Here is an 18148-nt window from a genome sequence, read left to right on the forward strand (position 1 = left end):
AATTTATTGAATTCTATTATGGGCAAGGAAGTGATTGGGATGGATTATGTAATTGAGATGCTAGATGTTTCAAAAAAGTTCGGGAATTTCTATGCAAACGATCATATTACATTACAACTGGAAAAAGGCGAGATTCATGCATTGCTAGGTGAAAACGGTGCTGGTAAATCTACCTTAATGAACGTATTATTTGGTTTATATCAACCGGATGGTGGCGAAATTCGTGTTCATGGCGAAAAAGTAGAAATCACTGATCCAAACGTAGCAAATGATCTAGGAATTGGGATGGTGCATCAGCATTTTATGTTGGTGGAGAATTTAACTGTTACCGAGAATATTATTTTAGGCAGTGAACCAACTAAATCAGGGATTATCAACATTAAGGATTCCGCGAAAAAAGTTGCGGATATTTCCAAGATGTATGGACTTGACGTTGATCCGTACGCCAAAATAGAAGATATTTCTGTAGGTATGCAACAACGTGTCGAAATTCTGAAGACGCTTTATCGTGGGGCAGATATCTTAATATTTGATGAACCCACCGCATCATTAACACCTCAGGAAATTGATGAATTATTGAATATCATGAAAAAACTTGTAGCAGAAGGAAAATCAATCATCTTGATCACCCATAAATTGGCGGAAATTATGAACGTTTCAGACAAAGTAACTGTCATCCGCAAAGGCAAAGGAATCGGTACTGTTATCACATCAGAAACGAATCCCGAAGAGTTGGCGACGTTGATGGTAGGACGTCAAGTCACATTTAAAACGGAAAAAGGTCCATCCAATCCGACTGAAGAAGTATTAAAGATAGAAAATCTACAAGTAAATGACTACCGAGGTGTTGCCAAGTTAAAAGGCCTTAACCTTTCTGTACGACGTGGTGAAATAGTGGGGATTGCCGGCATTGACGGTAACGGTCAATCCGAATTAATCGAAGCAATTACTGGATTGACGAAAGTGAAAAGTGGAAATATTTATATTAATGAAGAAGATGTAACCAATAAAAAGCCAAGAAAAATTACAGAGACTGGTATTGGACATATTCCTCAGGACCGTCATAAACATGGGCTTATATTAGACTTTTCAGTTGCATATAATGCTGCTCTTCAATCGTATTATCATGAACCGTTATCTAAAGGCGGTATTATGAATTATAAAGTTGTTAATAAAAAAGCGGAAGAACTAATCAAGGAATTTGATGTAAGGACTCAAGGTACACACGAATTAGCGAGAGCGTTATCCGGAGGAAATCAGCAAAAGCTGATCATCGGAAGAGAAGTCTTGAGAAATCCAGACTTACTGATTGCCGCATTACCAACACGTGGTTTGGACGTTGGTGCAATTGAGTTTATTCATCGTCGTCTGATTGAACAACGTGACAGTGGAAAAGCGGTTTTACTCATTACGTTTGAATTAGATGAAGTCATGAACGTCTCTGATAAAATCGCAGTTATTTATGATGGAACTATTGTAGGCACGGTAATTCCGCAAGAAACTACGGAACAAGCATTAGGGTTGATGATGGCAGGCCATTCAAAAGATGTTGCTGAGAAAAAGGTACTAGCTGCTACGAAGGATGGTGATGAACATCATGTCGAATAGAGTGATCAATATACTGGTCCCAGTGATTTCGATCTTTTTAGGACTCTTGGTAGGCGCGATCGTGATGCTGATCAGTGACTATAATCCCATCACAGGCTATATAGCATTATGGAATGGTATTTTTGGTGATTCTTATGCGATAGGTGAAACGATTCGTCAGATCAGTCCATACATCCTTGCAGGGCTTGCAGTAGCATTCGCATTTAGAACTGGACTTTTCAATATTGGGGTAGAAGGACAATTGATCGTAGGTTGGTTTGCTGCGGCTTACGTAGGGATGGCATTTGATCTTCCCAAAATCATTCACTTACCATTCGCGCTCATTGCGGCAGCAGCTGCAGGAGCATTATGGGGACTAGTACCAGGTATTTTAAAAGCTACATTGAAAGTACATGAAGTTATTGTCACTATTATGATGAACTATGTTGCCCTACATGTGGTTAACGCATTAATTAAAACACTTTCCGGTGGTGGATTCAAATTGGAGCGTATCCATGAATCAGCCTCACTCCGGTCAGAGTTCTTATCTAATCTAACGGACTACTCCACATTGCACTACGGAATATTTGTAGCTCTGGCTATGGTGATCGTCATGTGGTTCATTTTAGAGAAAACTAAAACTGGATTTGAATTGAAGTCTGTTGGGTATAACGAACACGCAGCGCGCTATGCTGGGATGAGCGCTAATAAGAATATTGTTCTCGCAATGGTCATCTCTGGCGCGTTCGCTGGACTTGGTGGTGCAATGGAGGCACTTGGTACGTTTGGTAACATGTCTTCAATGGGCGGCTTTACAGGGATCGGTTTTGATGGAATTGCCGTAGCCTTGCTTGGAGCAAATACGCCACTCGGTGTCATCTTCGGTGCTACGTTATTCGGTTCTTTGAAATACGGAGCGAATAATATGCCGAACGAAGCAGGAATTCCTGTAGAAATTGTTTCGATTATTATTGCATTGGTTATTTTCTTTGTAGCCTGCGGATACATCATCCGTGTAGGACTCATACGTTTACGTAATAAGAAGGAGGCGAAGTGACATGTTAGACGTATTATATTTCATCATACCTATAACAATTGCTTCAGCAGCCCCTCTTATTTTTACAGCAATTGGCGGTGTCTTCTCTGAACGATCCGGTGTTATCAATATCGGTTTGGAAGGTCTTATGATCATGGGTGCATTCATCGGTATTCTGTTCAATCTATTTTTCGCGGATACCTTTGGCGCTTGGACACCTTGGCTCGCATTACTTGTTGCTATGCTTGTTTCAGCACTATTTGCAACACTTCATGCAGTAGCTTCTATCTCCTTCAGAGCGGATCAGGTAGTTTCAGGTGTTGCGATAAACATGTTAGGTCTTGCCATTGCATTATTTTCCGTGAAAATGATTTTTGGTAAAGGACAAACAGATTTCATTCAACAAAAAATTCCTAGATTTAACGTGCCGTATTTGGAAGATATTCCGATTATCGGACCGATGTTCTTCAAATTAGTATATGGGTCTTCTATTATAGCGATTGCTACTGCAATTATCGCATGGTTCGTAATTTACAAAACACCGTTTGGTCTACGTCTGCGATCTGTAGGAGAACATCCTATGGCTGCAGACACAATGGGAATTAAAGTAACGAAAATACGCTATATTGCAGTTATTATTTCAGGTGGACTGGCGGGAATTGGTGGAGCAGTTTATTCACAGACCATCACAAATGATTTTGGGCATGCGACTATCAATGGTCAAGGGTTCATGGCTTTAGCTGCAATGATTTTTGGAAAGTGGCATCCGCTGGGTGCAATGGGAGCTGCGTTATTCTTCGGATTTGCCCAGGCACTTGCGATTAGTTCGTCAAGTATTAAGTTACTAGCTGATATTCCAGCAGTTTATTTCCACATCTTCCCTTACGTCTTGACTATACTAGCTCTTGCTGGATTCCTTGGAAAAGCAAAAGCACCGAAAGCACTTGGTAAGCCGTACGTTAAAGGAAATCGATAAAAGTTATAAAAGCTATCTGGAGACGCATACTCTTCAGATAGCTTTTCTAAGTTTGTTATAGAAAGTTTTTAGTTAAATGTCCTGAAAAGTCATGTGTAGATTTAAGATAAAGGCAAAGTACGCCTTTATTTTTAAGTCCTCCAGTGCCGATCGAGGCTAAACAGCGCTCTCAGCACTAGCAACATCCGGCTGAATGGTGGCAGCTGCTCGGATCACTTCAGATGTAAAGATAAAGGCAAAAGGCGCCTTTATTTTTACATCTTCCAGTGTCTGTCGCAGCTAAACGCCACCATCAGCACTAGAAAGAGTTGTATCATTTTCCAAATGGCGGGCTTAAATGTATAGTGAGACTAGGATTACATATAATAAGGTAAACGAGGTGTTTGTATGTTCAATAAAACAAAATTACAAGATGGCGTACATTTGTATATACGGAAAACGGAACAGTTCAAAACGGTTAATGTGACAATTAAGTGGAAAGCACCACTGGATCAGCAGAAAGCTTCTGAACGTACGGTGTTGGCGAATGTGATGGAAAATTCAACGAAGCAGTACCCAACAATGAGTTCCATGCGCAAAGCACTGGACGAATTGTACGGTACGGTATTATTTACTGACGTTTCGAAAAGAAGTTCGCAGCATATAGTTTCGCTTTATACAGAGTGTGTAAACGATGAGTTTTTTGCAGGTGAAGATATCTTTAAGCAATTATGGCAATTAATTCGTTCTGTAGTGTTCGATCCTAACGTAACGAATAAAGCATTTGATCCGGATGTCACGGATAGAGAAAAACGCAATGTCCGCGATCGGATTCGTTCTATTTATGACGACAAAACGCGCTTCGCTCAGAAGCGCATGCTTGAAATCATGAGACCCAATCATCCTGCATCTATTTCTGCTTACGGCACAGAAGAAGCTGTATCTCAAATTACAAAGGAAAGTCTTTATACTACATATGAAGATATGATCAATAACGATTTGATTGATATTTATGTAGTAGGAGATGTAGATGAAAAATATATTATTGAGCAAATTAAGCAATTCCTACCATTTACTGCACGTGATGCAGAAGAGCAACTGGATTTACCTGAAGTAAAAGTGTCGGATTCAGTGAATACAATTAGAGAACAGCAAGATATGAAACAAGGTAAGCTTCATCTTGGATTCCATACGCCTGTTTCTTTCCATCATCCTGACTATCATAAGATGCAAATAACAAACGGTATTTTCGGTGGCTTCGCTCACAGTAAATTGTTCATGAATGTGCGGGAAAAAGAAAGCATGGCATACTATGCGAATAGTGCATTTGCTTCGCATTACGGTATAGTCTACGTCACAGCAGGTATTGATGCGGACTTAGAAGAGAAAGCTGTAAAACTAATTCTTGAGCAACTGACCTCACTACAGAATGGGGAAAGTACAGAAGTGGAACTGAATCAAACAATCGCTCTTCTTGAAAATAGTATTTTGAGCGCAAATGATTCGGCTCGTAGTCAGATTGAAATTTATGATCAATATAAAGAATTGGACGAGAACTTCACTGCAGATCGACTTATCGAAAAGTGGGAATCCGTCACATTGGAAGATATAAAGGACATGGCGAATACAGTTCAATTAGAAATTGTGTATTTGCTTTCAGGTAAGGAGGATGTTTCCGAATGAAAGAAGTAAATTTTGATCAACTACAAGAGAAAATCTACACTGAAACATTAGATAATGGTTTGAAAGTAGTTATTCTACCAAAGCGTGGATTTTCTAAAACATTTGTAACGTTCACAACAAAGTATGGATCTATTGATCGTACGTTCAAACCGCATGGCAAAGACGAATTTATCACAGTGCCTGATGGTATTGCCCATTTCCTTGAGCATAAGATGTTTGAAAAGGAAGATGGAGATGTATTTCAGAAGTTTGGCTTAAACGGCGCTTCTGCAAATGCTTATACTACATTTGGTAGAACTGCTTATCTGTTTTCTGCAACGAATAAACTAAAAGAAAATACAAAAGTATTACTTGACTTCGTTCAACAACCATACTTCACAAAGCAAACTGTCGATAAAGAAAAAGGAATCATTGCCCAGGAAATTACTATGTACGACGATCAGCCTGATTGGAGACTATATTTCGGTACAATTGAAAACCTTTATGAAAACCATCCCGTGAAAATCGACATTGCGGGTACTGTTGAGTCTATTCAGGACATAACAGCTGAACATTTATACACTTGCTATGAGACGTTCTATCATCCATCCAATATGTTGCTGTTTATCGTGGGAGCAGTAAAACCCGAGGAAATGATGGCATTTGTCAAAGAAGATCAAGCGCAAAAATCATTCGATCAACCTGAAGCAATCGAACGCCAATTCCCATCCGAATCGAAAGAAGTGGATGTGCCTGAACGTACTTTGACGATGGATGTTTCAAAACCTAAGTTGAATATCGGTATGAAATGTACCAAGACAGAGCTACAGGGCCAAGAAATGCTTGAAATGGAATTGTCAGCAAACCTCGTACTAGATAGTTTATTCGGTCGTACATCTGCATTTTATGAAAAAGCAAACGCGGAAGGTTTAGTGGATGAATCGTTTTCATATGAATTCTCTTTGGAAGAAGGATATGGTTTTGCAATGGTTGGTTCCGATACAGATGAGCCGGAGCGCTTGGAAGAATTAATTCGTCATACCATTAAAGATGCAAAAACAAATTGGCCAGTGCAAGAAGAAGATTTGGACAGAATGCGCAGAAAGAAAATCGGGCAATTTATGCGCTCTTTAAACTCCATTGAATTCATCGCGAATCAATATACACGATATGAATTTAATAATATGAATTTATTCGATGTGGTACCAACTTTAGAAACACTATCAATGGATAAGTTAAAAAAGGCATTTGCCACTTTCTCTGATAACAGTAGCTATACAATTTTCAAAGTATTACCACCTAAGACTCAATGAACCAGTCAAGATTTGCACTTGTTTTAGGAGCATCTGGCGGCATAGGGGAAGTAATTTGTAAGCAACTGGCAGAAGCGGGATGGTCTTTGTATTTACATTATAATACAAGAAAACATCAGGTGGATGTATTGAGAACAGAGCTGGAAGAGACATATCCGGATCAGCAATTTCGCAGTGTGCAAGCTGACTTCAGAGTGGCTGAAGCCGCTGAAAAACTGGCAGCGAGCATTCTAAGCATTCAAGCGATCGTTGTAGCTAATGGTCAAGCTGTCGTAAAATTATTATCAGATACGAGCGAAATGGATATGCTGGAATTGTGGCAAGTTCATATGCAGAATCCAGCACGATTAATCGCGTTGTTATCCGAAAAACTGCGTAAGCATGAAGTTTCCTATATTACGTTTATTGGCTCAATTTGGGGAAGTGCAGGTGCAGCTGGCGAAGTAATGTATTCCGCAGTTAAGGGTGCACAGCATGCCTTTGTTAAAGCGTATGCGAAGGAAGCTGCATATTCTGGTATACGAGTGAATGCGATTGCACCAGGATGGATCGATACCCGTATGAATCAGGAGTTTACTGCGGAAGAGCGGCAGATGGTACTGGATCAGATTCCGCTATTGTCAGTCGGAACACCGCAGGAAATAGCGAATATGGTGGAATTTATGCTGAGTGGTAAAGCAGATTATATGACAGGTGAAATTATTCAAATAAATGGTGGCTGGTATATCTAAGGCCTTGGGAAAGGGACGATACGTGATGTCCTTTTCTTTTTTTCTTTTCATCACTCTAGCAATCCGCTATTATAGAACTAAGTGCAGACTTGTGCATTCTGGAAAAAAGTAGTTTTATGAAGGAGTGTGTTGAATGGGAGAATGGTATGTCGAATATGAGTTGCAAGTCAATCGTCCTGGATTACTAGGGGATATTGCTTCCTTACTCGGTATGTTGCGAGTCGATATTGTAACCATCAACGGGGTGGATGGAAGATACCGCGGTATGCTTGTCCACACTGATCATGATCAACAAATTAAACGTTTCGAGTTGATTGCTTCTACTATGGATGCGATTGTCATCCATAAGATTAGAGAACCGAAATTACGTGATGTATTGGCTGTTCGTCATGGACATTATATTCAGCGCGGTACCGAAGACCGAAGAACATACCAATTCATAAGAAGCGAGCTTGGGATTTTAGTGGACTTTTTGGCGGAGATTTTCAAACAAGATGGTCATAAGCTAATTGGCGTTCGAGGAATGCCGAGAGTAGGTAAAACAGAATCTGTAGTGGCGGCAAGTGTGTGTGCCAATAAAAAATGGGTGTTTTTATCCTCCACAATGATTAAGCAAACAGTTAGAACGAGTATGATGGGAGATGAGTTTTCAGATGATAACATCTTTATACTAGATGGTATCGTAACACGAAAAACATCAGATGAACGTCATATGCAATTAGTACGCGAAATTATGGGCTTGCCTACGATTAAAGTTGTCGAACATCCAGATATGTTTGTGAAGCAATCGGAATATACAATCGATGACTTTGATATAATCATAGAGTTACGGACTACAGTAGATCAGGAAATCACATACGACATTCTGGAAAAGAATGATCCTATTTCTAACCGTAGTCCTATGGGTGGCTTTAATATGTTTAATTGATTGAGATGAATTAGGTAGGTGTTGAATTTGATCGGAATAGGTGCTCGTTTGAAAGAAGCGAGAATATCAAAAGGACTGACGCTGGAAGATTTGCAAGACAGTACGAAAATTCAACAGCGTTATCTGTTAGCAATTGAAAATGAAGAATTTCAAGTCATTCCAGGGGCTTTCTACGTTCGTGTTTTTATTAAACAGTATGCAGAATCGGTGGACTTGAATGCAGAGGAAATACTGACTCTTTATCAAGACGAGTATGAAACTGCTGTACAAGAAGAGCAAGAGAAAGTTGTGCCAGCAACTATGCAACGTAGTGCAGGTTCGAAACAGAATAACACATTAAAAGAGGCAATGCCGAAAATTATTGTTGCACTATTTATCATTATGATTTTTGTTATTGTTTATACATTGTTAAAAGACAAAGCAGCAGATCCAGCGATGGATGGTGACTCATTGGGGTCGAATTCAAATGTGGTAACGGATCCACAAACAGATCCTGTTGAAATCGAAAAACCAAAACAACCGTTCGAACACGCTTCCACTTCGGGAGAAACGTCTATATACAAATTGTCTGATCCTGAAACTATCAAATTAGTCATTAAGACTACGGGTAATTCTTGGATTTCAGTAACGGATCAAAATGGAGAAGAACGAATGCCACAACCAGCTGGTGCCCGTGTATTACAAGAAGGCGAAACAATTGAAATTGAAGCAAACGATGCAGAAAGTTTGAGAATCCGTGTTGGGAATTATGAAAACGCAGAACTGACAGTTAACGGTCAGCGAGTAGATTATCCAACAGATCTCGTTCCACAAAACATTGTATTAAAAAAGCCATAGAAAAATAGTCATCTCAAGGGGTGACTATTTTATTGTTAATAAATGGACTTAATCGTTAGAAAGGTGGACATGTAATGAATTTACCAAATAAAATTACGCTCTCCAGGGTCTTTATGATTCCTATTTTCATCCTGTTTCTTGCAGTTGATTTTGGCTGGGGAATGATTCGTCTCGGGGGAGTAGAAATGCCTGTCGAACATTTGGTAGGCGCAATTATCTTCATCGTAGCTTCGACAACTGACTGGCTAGATGGATACTTAGCCAGAAAAAACAACTTAGTAACTAATATGGGTAAGTTTTTGGATCCATTGGCAGATAAATTACTGGTCTCAGCCGCTTTTATTTTATTAGTGGAAATGGGTACAGCCCCTGCATGGATTGTCATCATTATTATCAGTAGAGAATTTGCGGTAACAGGATTACGTTTGATTTTAGCGGGTGGCGGGGAAGTAGTAGCTGCCAACCAGTTAGGTAAAATTAAAACAGTGGCGCAACTATTGGCAATTTCTTTTCTTTTATTGCATAACATTTTCTTCGAAGCATTGGGCATTCCGTTCGGAACTATCATGTTGTATATTGCATTAGTATTTACTGTATGGTCAGGTGTAGATTACTTCGTTAAAAATCGTAAAATTTTAGTCGAGTCAATGTGAGGAGAGTAATGTATTCATGAAAGCAGAAATAATTGCAGTAGGAACAGAGCTTCTATTGGGGCAAATCACGAATACCAACGCACGATTCATATCAGGAAGATTGGCTGAGGCTGGAATTGATGTATATTATCATACCGTAGTAGGAGATAATCCTGAACGCTTGTCCCAGTCGATCAAACTGGCGCAACAACGTGCAGATATCCTCATATTTAGTGGAGGGTTAGGTCCGACTAAAGATGATCTCACGAAACAAACTATTGCACATGAATTAGGTTGTGAACTGGTATCTAACGAAGAAGCGATGAAAACTATTGAAAAATATTTCGATCATGTCGGGAAAGTAATGACAGAAAATAATAAGCAGCAGGCTCTCGTTTTAAAAGGATCTACGGTATTGCCGAATCGTAATGGTATGGCTCCGGGTATTGCTATTGGCAAGGCAGATAAGCAGTATATTTTGTTACCTGGACCACCTCACGAAATGGAACCTATGTTTGAACATGAAGCGATTCCGTACTTGCTTGGTGTGTACGGTAAACAGGACATAATATCCTCTAAAGTATTGAAATTGCAAGGAATTGGTGAGTCTGAATTGGAAGTGCGTCTCCAGTCTTTATTAGAAAAACAGACAAACCCTACCATCGCACCGCTCGCTTCACCAGGAATGGTTAAGTTGCGTATTACTGCAAAAGCCAAAACGGAAGAAGAAGCTCAAAAATTGATTTCACCTGTAGAGCAGGAAATCCGTGCTATTGTAGGGGAGTTTATCTATGGTGTAGATGATGATACACTGGCTTCCAAAACAACTGAATTATTGCTGCAAAATGACTGGTCAATTTCAGCAGCGGAGAGTTTGACTTCGGGGATGTTTATGGCGGAACTTGGTTCACAACCGGGAATTGGAAATGCGCTAAAAGGCGGCGTTGTAGTCTACAATAAAGAGATGAAAATCGAACAATTGGGTATCTTGCCGTCATTGCTTGATTTTCACGGCGTGGTTAGTTCCGAATGTGCAGAAGCAATGGCCGAAAGTATCAAGGAGAGATGTTCAACTACTATTGGAATTAGTCTGACAGGTGCAGCTGGTCCTGAACCACATGATGGTCAGCCACCAGGTACCGTTTGGATCGGCATTGCAATAGAAGGAATGAAGACGGCATCTTACAAGCTTCAATTATCAGGTTCACGTAATACGAACCGTATGCGTTCTGTACAGTTCGCATTACATTATTTAATTCAGATGATGAGAGAGAAAAAAGAATTGAAGTATTGAATTTCCAAGTCGATTTAGCTACCAAAATTCAATTCATCCTAGTATTTTGTATCTTTTTTTCAATTCCTTTTATTAATTTATCGAATACCCGTTCGTTTAATTCTTGTGTATTGTATTGAAAAAAGGTATAATAAGAGTAGAAAAAGAGTTTGAGGAGGAATTGTAATTGAGCAATCGTAAAGCGGCTTTAGATATGGCGTTAAAACAAATAGAGAAACAATTTGGTAAAGGTTCTGTCATGAAAATGGGTGAAAAGACAGATCTTCAAATCGATACATCATCATCAGGTTCATTAGCACTGGATGCGGCCTTAGGAATAGGTGGATATCCACGCGGACGAGTAATTGAGATATATGGACCAGAGAGTTCAGGTAAAACAACTGTATCTTTGCACGCAATTGCAGAAGTACAAGCAAGTGGCGGTACAGCGGCATTTATTGACGCGGAACATGCGTTAGACCCTGTCTATGCACAAAAGCTAGGAGTTAACATCGATGAATTATTATTATCTCAACCCGACACAGGCGAGCAAGCTTTGGAAATCGCAGAAGCTCTTGTACGTTCAGGTGCAGTAGATATCGTCGTAGTGGACTCAGTAGCTGCTCTTGTACCTAAAGCTGAAATTGAAGGTGAAATGGGTGACGCACACGTTGGTTTGCAAGCTCGTTTAATGTCACAAGCCTTGCGCAAACTTTCTGGTGCAATTAATAAATCAAATACGATTGCAGTATTCATCAACCAGATTCGTGAAAAAGTAGGCGTGATGTTCGGTAACCCTGAAGTAACACCGGGTGGACGTGCCCTGAAGTTCTATGCTTCCGTTCGTCTTGAAGTTCGTAGAGGCGAAGCAATTAAACAAGGTAATGATATCATGGGTAATAAGACAAGAATCCGTGTTGTGAAAAACAAAGTCGCACCTCCATTCCGTACGGCAGAAGTAGATATTATGTATGGTGAAGGAATTTCAAAAGAAGGTGAAATTCTAGATCTAGGTTCAGAATTGGAAGTAGTACTAAAAAGCGGTGCTTGGTATTCTTATGAAGGTGAGCGTTTGGGACAAGGCCGTGAAAACGCGAAACAATTCTTGAAAGAAAATCTAAAAATGCGTGACGAAATTGCAGGGAAGATTCGTGAATCATATGGTTTAAATGCTACAAACTATGTGATTGCAGCGCACGGTGATGATGAAGATGAGCTTGATGACTTACTATCTCTACCAGAAGAGAAGTAAGTTATGCATGTAAACCGCCAATTTCTATTGGCGGTTTTTTTGAAGTTGAACCAATGCAATTTTATATAGAACTACATAAGATAAACTAATTCTTTTATAAAACCAACGCACTACAAAGCACACTAAATTCTAGGTTCGACGTATATAATCACCATCTACTTGTTTAACATATTTTCTGCTTTCCGGGAAAATTAATGGTCATTTAAATGAATCAATAGAAATGAAAGTGGAAAGACTCAGTTAAACAATACAAAAGCGACTGTAGGATCATTTTTCCTCCATCATTCCTTGACACAATAAAAATACAACTATACAATTAAAGTGGCGTATTATATACGTCCTATATTTAACAAACCAATCAATTGTTTTTGGCAGTATGTTGATTTAACTTAATTCAGCAAAATAAAAAGATAAGTAAAAAGTAGTGACAACAATAAAAATTAGTCCCGAAACAGCAGGGTTTCTACTACCCGTTGGATTAAGTTAGGCCTTCGGCGTTTTCACAGATCGTCGGGACATTACCAGGAAACCCTGGTAACAAGTAACGTGAATATAACCGCCATGGCAAAATTGATTATACGAGCCGACTGAAAAGAAAAGAATAAGCAGGAGGAGGTGACCTCAATGGGTATTGAAATACTCATCTCCGTTTTGCTAAGTCTCATCGTCGGTGCAGTTGTTAGCTTTTTTATATTGAAGAATGTGAATGATTCAAAAGTGACTGGTGCCAAGCATACTGCCAACCAACTCGTCGAAGAGGCGAAGCGTGAAGCGGAGTCAGTGAAGAAAGAGGCACTGTTAGAAGCGAAAGATGAAACTCACGAACTGCGGATTGAAGCAGAAACAGAAGTCCGTGAGAGAAGGACGGAATTACAGAAACAAGAAAACCGTCTCTTACAGCGTGAAGAAAACCTTGATCGCAAGGATGATGCGCTCAATAAAAGAGAAGCAGGTCTAGAGCGCAAAGAAGATGCGCTATTAGAAAGACAACAGCATATTGAAGAGATGGAACGCAAAGCGGAAGAACTTGTTACTACACAGAAGACCGAACTGGAAAGAATCTCTTCCTTAACAAGAGATGAAGCAAAACGCGTCATCTTGGAAGATGTAGAAGAAGAGCTTTCTACGGATATTGCAGTCATGACGAAAGAATCCGAGCAACGGGCTAAAGAGGAATCCGAGCGTAAAGCACGGGAAATCCTTTCATTGGCACTGCAACGATTTGCAGCAGATCATGTGGCAGAAACAACAGTCTCCGTCGTTAATTTACCGAATGATGAAATGAAAGGTCGCATCATTGGTCGTGAAGGGCGAAATATTCGTACACTCGAAACACTTACGGGTATTGATTTGATTATTGACGATACGCCAGAAGCAGTTATCCTATCTGGTTTTGATCCGGTTCGTAGAGAGACAGCAAGATTAGCTCTTGAGAAATTAGTTCAGGATGGTCGTATCCACCCTGCACGTATCGAAGAGATGGTCGACAAGTCTAGAAGAGAAGTGGACGAGCTGATTCGCGAAAAAGGAGAACAAACTACATTCGATGTGGGTGTTCATAATTTACATCCGGATATGATCAAAATTTTGGGTCGTCTACACTTCCGTACAAGTTACGGACAAAATGTTTTGAAGCACTCCATTGAAGTAGCATACTTAACAGGCTTGCTTGCAGCTGAGTTGGGTGAAGATGTTACACTTGCTAGACGGGCCGGTTTACTTCACGATATCGGTAAAGCTATCGATCATGAAGTAGAAGGAAGTCACGTGCAGATCGGTAAAGAGCTTGCAGTGAAGTATAAAGAACATCCGGTTGTCATCAATAGTATTGCTTCTCACCACGGTGACGAAGAAGCAACATCTGTTATCGCAGTGCTAGTCGCAGCAGCGGATGCATTATCTGCAGCAAGACCAGGTGCACGAAGTGAAACATTAGAAAACTATATAAAACGTTTGCAAAAACTCGAAGAAATTTCGGAATCATATGAAGGTGTGGAGAAGTCATTTGCCATTCAGGCAGGACGGGAAGTGCGTATCATTGTCCGCCCCGAACAGATCGATGATATTACCGCACATCGCTTAGCACGTGATATACGAAAACAAATCGAAGAAGAATTAAACTATCCAGGGCATATTAAAGTGACGGTCATACGGGAGACCCGTGCAGTAGAATATGCAAAATAATACCTAACACAAAACAGCTTCCGGTTCGTTTGGAAGCTGTTTTCATTTTGGAAAGAGGTTGTTACAGATGAAAGTAATTTTTATTGGAGATATCGTTGGATCTATGGGAAGAGAAATGGTAATTGATTACTTATCACGTTTAAAACGTAAATATCAAGCCGATGTCATTATCGCAAATGGAGAAAATGCAGCTTCAGGCAGAGGGATTACAAAATCAATTTATCATGATTTATTACATGCTGGAGTAGATGTCATCACAATGGGTAATCATACATGGGATCAACGTGAAATTTATGATTTTATAGATGAAGTGGATTACTTGATCCGACCTGCGAATTTTTCTGATCAAGCTCCTGGTAAAGGCATGACGTCCATTACAAAGAATGGTGTTACTTTATCAGTTATCAACTTACATGGTCGAACATTCTTACCGCCACACGATGATCCATTCGCCAAAGCGGATGAACTACTAGAAGAAGCTTTGCAAACATCTCCACTCGTTTTTGTAGATTTTCACGCAGAAGCAACGAGTGAAAAAATTGCGATGGGCTGGCATCTGGACGGCAAAGCATCAGTCGTTGTCGGAACACATACACATGTGCAAACCGCCGATGAGCGAATCCTTCCAGGAGGAACTGCATATTTAACTGACGCAGGCATGACGGGTCCATACGATGAGATATTAGGAATGAAAAAAGAAGATGTATTGTATCGTTTCTATACGAACTTGCCCACTCGATTTGAAGTACCGAAAAGTGGAAGACCACAGCTTAACGGAATGTTCGTAGAATTGGATGATAAAACTGGTAAAGCTCTCAAAATTGAGCGTATTAGAATTAACGAAGATCATCCGTTTAAAAACTAATTTTCCAAGTGTCTAAAACCTCCTTCCTTATCATAGGATGTTGTATGGAATATACGCGTTCCATAGACATTGCAAAATAAGGAGGAAATATCGTGAGTCCCTTGAAAGTATCTTCTCGCTCAAATCCGAACTCAGTAGCAGGAGCATTAGTTGCGGTTATTCGTGAACAAGGCTTTGCCGAGATCCAGGCGGTCGGAGCTGGAGCATTAAATCAAGCAGTAAAAGCAATTGCAATCGCTAGAGGATTCGTAGCACCAAGTGGAGGCGACCTAATTTGCGCGCCTGCTTTCACCGATATCGAAATCAACGGGGAAGCTAGGACTGCACTCAAACTTCTCGTCGAAAAAAAGGAACGTAAGTAGAATATAAAAAAGAGCTGTCCAAGTCGTCATTAGTTTAAATGACAACTGAAGATAGCTCTTTTTTTTATGAAATAATATACTTGTTGTCTGGTGGCAGATAGTAGGGGATTGAATGCAAAGACAAGCTCCTAACACTTCGCTTTTACTCGCAAAAGCCGTTCTTCGTTACGGCTCTTCCCGCAGGCCCATGGGAAAGCGTCCGCCAACTGGAGCTTCTACCCCCTCGCATTAAAAAACTCACTCTCTTTTTCCTTATTACTTTCAAATGCCCACCATCAAGCAAAAAGATGCTCTGATATATTCATTGCATCTCCTTTTTCATGACAAACCAGCGACAATTTAACCGTTTGCTGTCATATCAATCAAAACTTCAGTATAATAACATCATGTATGCTTATTTCCCGATAAGTAATAGAAAGGGGCTACTGCAATGAATGAAGAACAGCGCTTGCAAGCTGGACTCGTAGCAGAAAACAAATCGAAATCAAACATCACAGAAAAAGACTATAGCAAATATTTCGAGTCTGTCTACAGCGGGCCTTCTCTGAAAGACGCAAAAAAACGCGGGAAAGAAGAAGTGGAATATCACGATAACTTTCAAATAGATCAACGCTTTAAAGGAATGGGACAAGGCCGTAAATTCTTCATACGTACTTTTGGCTGTCAAATGAATGAACACGATACGGAAGTGATTGCAGGCATTTTAATGGCGTTAGGTTATAATGCAACTGACAATGTAAAAGAAGCAGATGTCATATTACTAAACACATGTGCAATCCGTGAAAATGCAGAAAATAAAGTATTTGGAGAATTGGGCCACTACAAACCACTTAAACTGACAAACCCAGATTTACTGATCGGTGTATGTGGTTGTATGTCACAAGAAGAATCCGTTGTAAATAAAATTTTAAAAACGTATGATCAAGTAGATATGATTTTTGGTACACATAATATTCATCGCCTACCGAACATTTTACATGAAGCATACATGTCTAAAGAGATGGTTATTGAAGTGTGGTCAAAAGAGGGCGACGTGATCGAGGACTTGCCTAAAGTGCGTAATGGAAAAATCAAAGCTTGGGTTAATATTATGTATGGCTGCGATAAGTTCTGTACGTACTGTATCGTACCGTATACGCGTGGTAAAGAACGTAGCAGACGACCGTCAGACATCATTCAAGAAGTTCGTCAGTTGGCTGCTGAAGGATATAAAGAAATCACTTTGCTTGGTCAAAACGTCAATGCATACGGTAAAGATTTTGATGATATCACCTATCGATTAGGTGATTTGATGGATGAATTGCGGTTGATTGATATCTCAAGAATTCGTTTCACGACGAGTCATCCTCGTGACTTCGATGATCATTTAATCGAAGTTCTTGCAAAAGGCGGAAATTTAGTTGACCATATTCATTTGCCAGTACAATCGGGGTCATCTGATATGCTAAAGATTATGGCTCGTAAATATACTCGGGAAAGCTATTTGGAGCTAGTCGATAAGATTAGAACCGCAATTCCTAATCTATCGCTCACGACGGATATTATTGTGGGATTCCCAAATGAAACCGAAGAACAATTTCAAGAAACAATGTCCCTCTATCGCGAAGTTGGTTTTGATATGGCGTTCACGTATATTTACTCACCCCGTGAAGGAACACCAGCTGCAAAGATGCAAGATAATATACCAATGGAAGTGAAGAAGGAACGTTTGCAACGACTTCTTAAACTAGTGAACGATATGTCTGCAGAGGCTATGAAGCCATATGAGGGACAAATTGTTAAAGTGCTAGTTGAAGGAGAAAGTAAAAGGAATCCTGACGTACTAGCGGGCTATACAGAAAAAAGTAAGTTGGTTAATTTTGTAGCCCCACGTTCTGTAATCGGTGAGATCGTAGAAGTGCAAATAGTAGAAGCAAAATCATGGTCGCTCAATGGTGAATTCATCGGAGTAGTCCAGAAAGAAAAGGTGATAGGATAATGGAGAAGAAATTTACAAAAGACGAAATCATACAAAAAGCACGCGATTTGGCACATATGTTGGCAAATACAGAAGAAGTCGAGTTTTATAAACGTGCAGAAGCACAAATTAATGAAAATCAAAAAGTACGTGAAAAAATCGCTAGTATGAAATCACTTCAAACGCAGGCAGTAAATTTCCAAAACTATGAAAAAGAACGCGCTTTAAAAGCAATTGAGAAGAAAATTGATCAAGTCCAAGCTGAAATCGATGCGATTCCATTGGTACAAGAGTTCAAACAGTCTCAAGATGAAGTGAATGATTTACTACAATTGGTATCTAATACGATTGCGAACAGTGTAACGGATGAAATTATCGAGTCTACTGGCGGCGACCTTTTACGTGGTGAAACAGGTTCATACGTAGAAAATACACAGAAAAAATCATTGTCTTAAATAATAAATCGGCTAAGGAGAAAATTCCTTGCCGATTTTTTTCAATTTCTGGGCTGCTGTTGCATAGGATGGATAGAAGCCAAAGAAGGAGGAAGAAAACTGAAAAACTTAAGACAAAT

General features: G+C 39.8%; 16 protein-coding genes. All 16 read left to right on the forward strand.

The genetic code is table 11. The annotated features are described in order from the left end of the window. Positions 1-39 precede the first annotated feature (39 nt). The 16 genes from CSV76_RS01250 to CSV76_RS01325 all read left to right on the forward strand — a co-directional run bounded on the left by CSV76_RS01250 (position 40) and on the right by CSV76_RS01325 (position 18029). The gene (locus CSV76_RS01250) at positions 40-1608 is read left to right on the forward strand and encodes an ABC transporter ATP-binding protein (RefSeq protein WP_085428693.1); all 1569 of its coding nucleotides are present in this window, start codon (positions 40-42) and stop codon (positions 1606-1608) included. Beyond that, complete coding sequence (locus CSV76_RS01255; protein WP_085428694.1) at positions 1598-2644, forward strand: ABC transporter permease; 1047 nt, start codon at positions 1598-1600, stop codon at positions 2642-2644. Before CSV76_RS01250 ends, CSV76_RS01255 begins: the two co-directional genes overlap by 11 nt. Position 2645: 1 nt before the next feature. Then, on the forward strand, positions 2646-3599 hold the full coding sequence (locus CSV76_RS01260; protein ID WP_085428695.1) for an ABC transporter permease: 954 nt from the start codon (positions 2646-2648) through the stop codon (positions 3597-3599). 387 nt (positions 3600-3986) lie between these two features. Next, on the forward strand, positions 3987-5261 hold the full coding sequence (yfmF, locus tag CSV76_RS01265) for an EF-P 5-aminopentanol modification-associated protein YfmF (protein WP_099624523.1): 1275 nt from the start codon (positions 3987-3989) through the stop codon (positions 5259-5261). Next, positions 5258-6553, forward strand: coding sequence for an EF-P 5-aminopentanol modification-associated protein YfmH (gene yfmH, locus CSV76_RS01270; protein WP_099624524.1), 1296 nt, complete (start codon positions 5258-5260; stop codon positions 6551-6553). Before yfmF ends, yfmH begins: the two co-directional genes overlap by 4 nt. Beyond that, a complete protein-coding gene (ymfI, locus tag CSV76_RS01275) occupies positions 6550-7284 on the forward strand; it encodes an elongation factor P 5-aminopentanone reductase (RefSeq protein WP_099624525.1) in 735 nt (244 codons plus the stop codon). The genes yfmH and ymfI overlap by 4 nt, the downstream gene beginning before the upstream one ends. Positions 7285-7417: 133 nt before the next feature. Continuing rightward, positions 7418-8212: a DUF3388 domain-containing protein gene (locus tag CSV76_RS01280; protein WP_085428699.1), complete on the forward strand. Its 795-nt coding sequence runs from the start codon at positions 7418-7420 to the stop codon at positions 8210-8212. 21 nt (positions 8213-8233) lie between these two features. Continuing rightward, the gene (locus tag CSV76_RS01285) at positions 8234-9049 is read left to right on the forward strand and encodes a helix-turn-helix domain-containing protein (RefSeq protein ID WP_158232725.1); all 816 of its coding nucleotides are present in this window, start codon (positions 8234-8236) and stop codon (positions 9047-9049) included. A gap of 74 nt (positions 9050-9123) precedes the next feature. Beyond that, the gene (pgsA, locus tag CSV76_RS01290) at positions 9124-9702 is read left to right on the forward strand and encodes a CDP-diacylglycerol--glycerol-3-phosphate 3-phosphatidyltransferase (RefSeq protein ID WP_085428701.1); all 579 of its coding nucleotides are present in this window, start codon (positions 9124-9126) and stop codon (positions 9700-9702) included. Between the two features lie 16 nt (positions 9703-9718). Next, positions 9719-10975 carry a competence/damage-inducible protein A gene (locus tag CSV76_RS01295; RefSeq protein ID WP_099624526.1) on the forward strand — a complete coding sequence of 419 codons (1257 nt, stop codon included), beginning with the start codon at positions 9719-9721 and terminating at the stop codon, positions 10973-10975. A gap of 166 nt (positions 10976-11141) precedes the next feature. Continuing rightward, on the forward strand, positions 11142-12206 hold the full coding sequence (gene recA, locus CSV76_RS01300; protein ID WP_085428703.1) for a recombinase RecA: 1065 nt from the start codon (positions 11142-11144) through the stop codon (positions 12204-12206). A 624-nt stretch (positions 12207-12830) separates the two neighbouring features. Next, positions 12831-14390: a ribonuclease Y gene (rny, locus tag CSV76_RS01305; RefSeq protein ID WP_085428704.1), complete on the forward strand. Its 1560-nt coding sequence runs from the start codon at positions 12831-12833 to the stop codon at positions 14388-14390. Positions 14391-14457: 67 nt separating this feature from the next. Beyond that, entirely contained in the window at positions 14458-15255 is a 798-nt protein-coding gene (locus CSV76_RS01310; RefSeq protein ID WP_085428705.1) for a TIGR00282 family metallophosphoesterase, read from the forward strand. 92 nt (positions 15256-15347) lie between these two features. After that, entirely contained in the window at positions 15348-15617 is a 270-nt protein-coding gene (locus CSV76_RS01315) for a stage V sporulation protein S (protein WP_085428706.1), read from the forward strand. Positions 15618-16047: 430 nt separating this feature from the next. Continuing rightward, complete coding sequence (gene miaB, locus CSV76_RS01320) at positions 16048-17595, forward strand: tRNA (N6-isopentenyl adenosine(37)-C2)-methylthiotransferase MiaB (protein WP_099624527.1); 1548 nt, start codon at positions 16048-16050, stop codon at positions 17593-17595. Next, positions 17595-18029, forward strand: coding sequence for a YlbF/YmcA family competence regulator (locus CSV76_RS01325; RefSeq protein WP_085428708.1), 435 nt, complete (start codon positions 17595-17597; stop codon positions 18027-18029). Before miaB ends, CSV76_RS01325 begins: the two co-directional genes overlap by 1 nt. The last annotated feature ends 119 nt before the right edge of the window (positions 18030-18148 follow it).

Source organism: Sporosarcina sp. P17b (assembly GCF_002743115.1).
GTDB lineage: Bacteria > Bacillota > Bacilli > Bacillales_A > Planococcaceae > Sporosarcina > Sporosarcina ureae_C.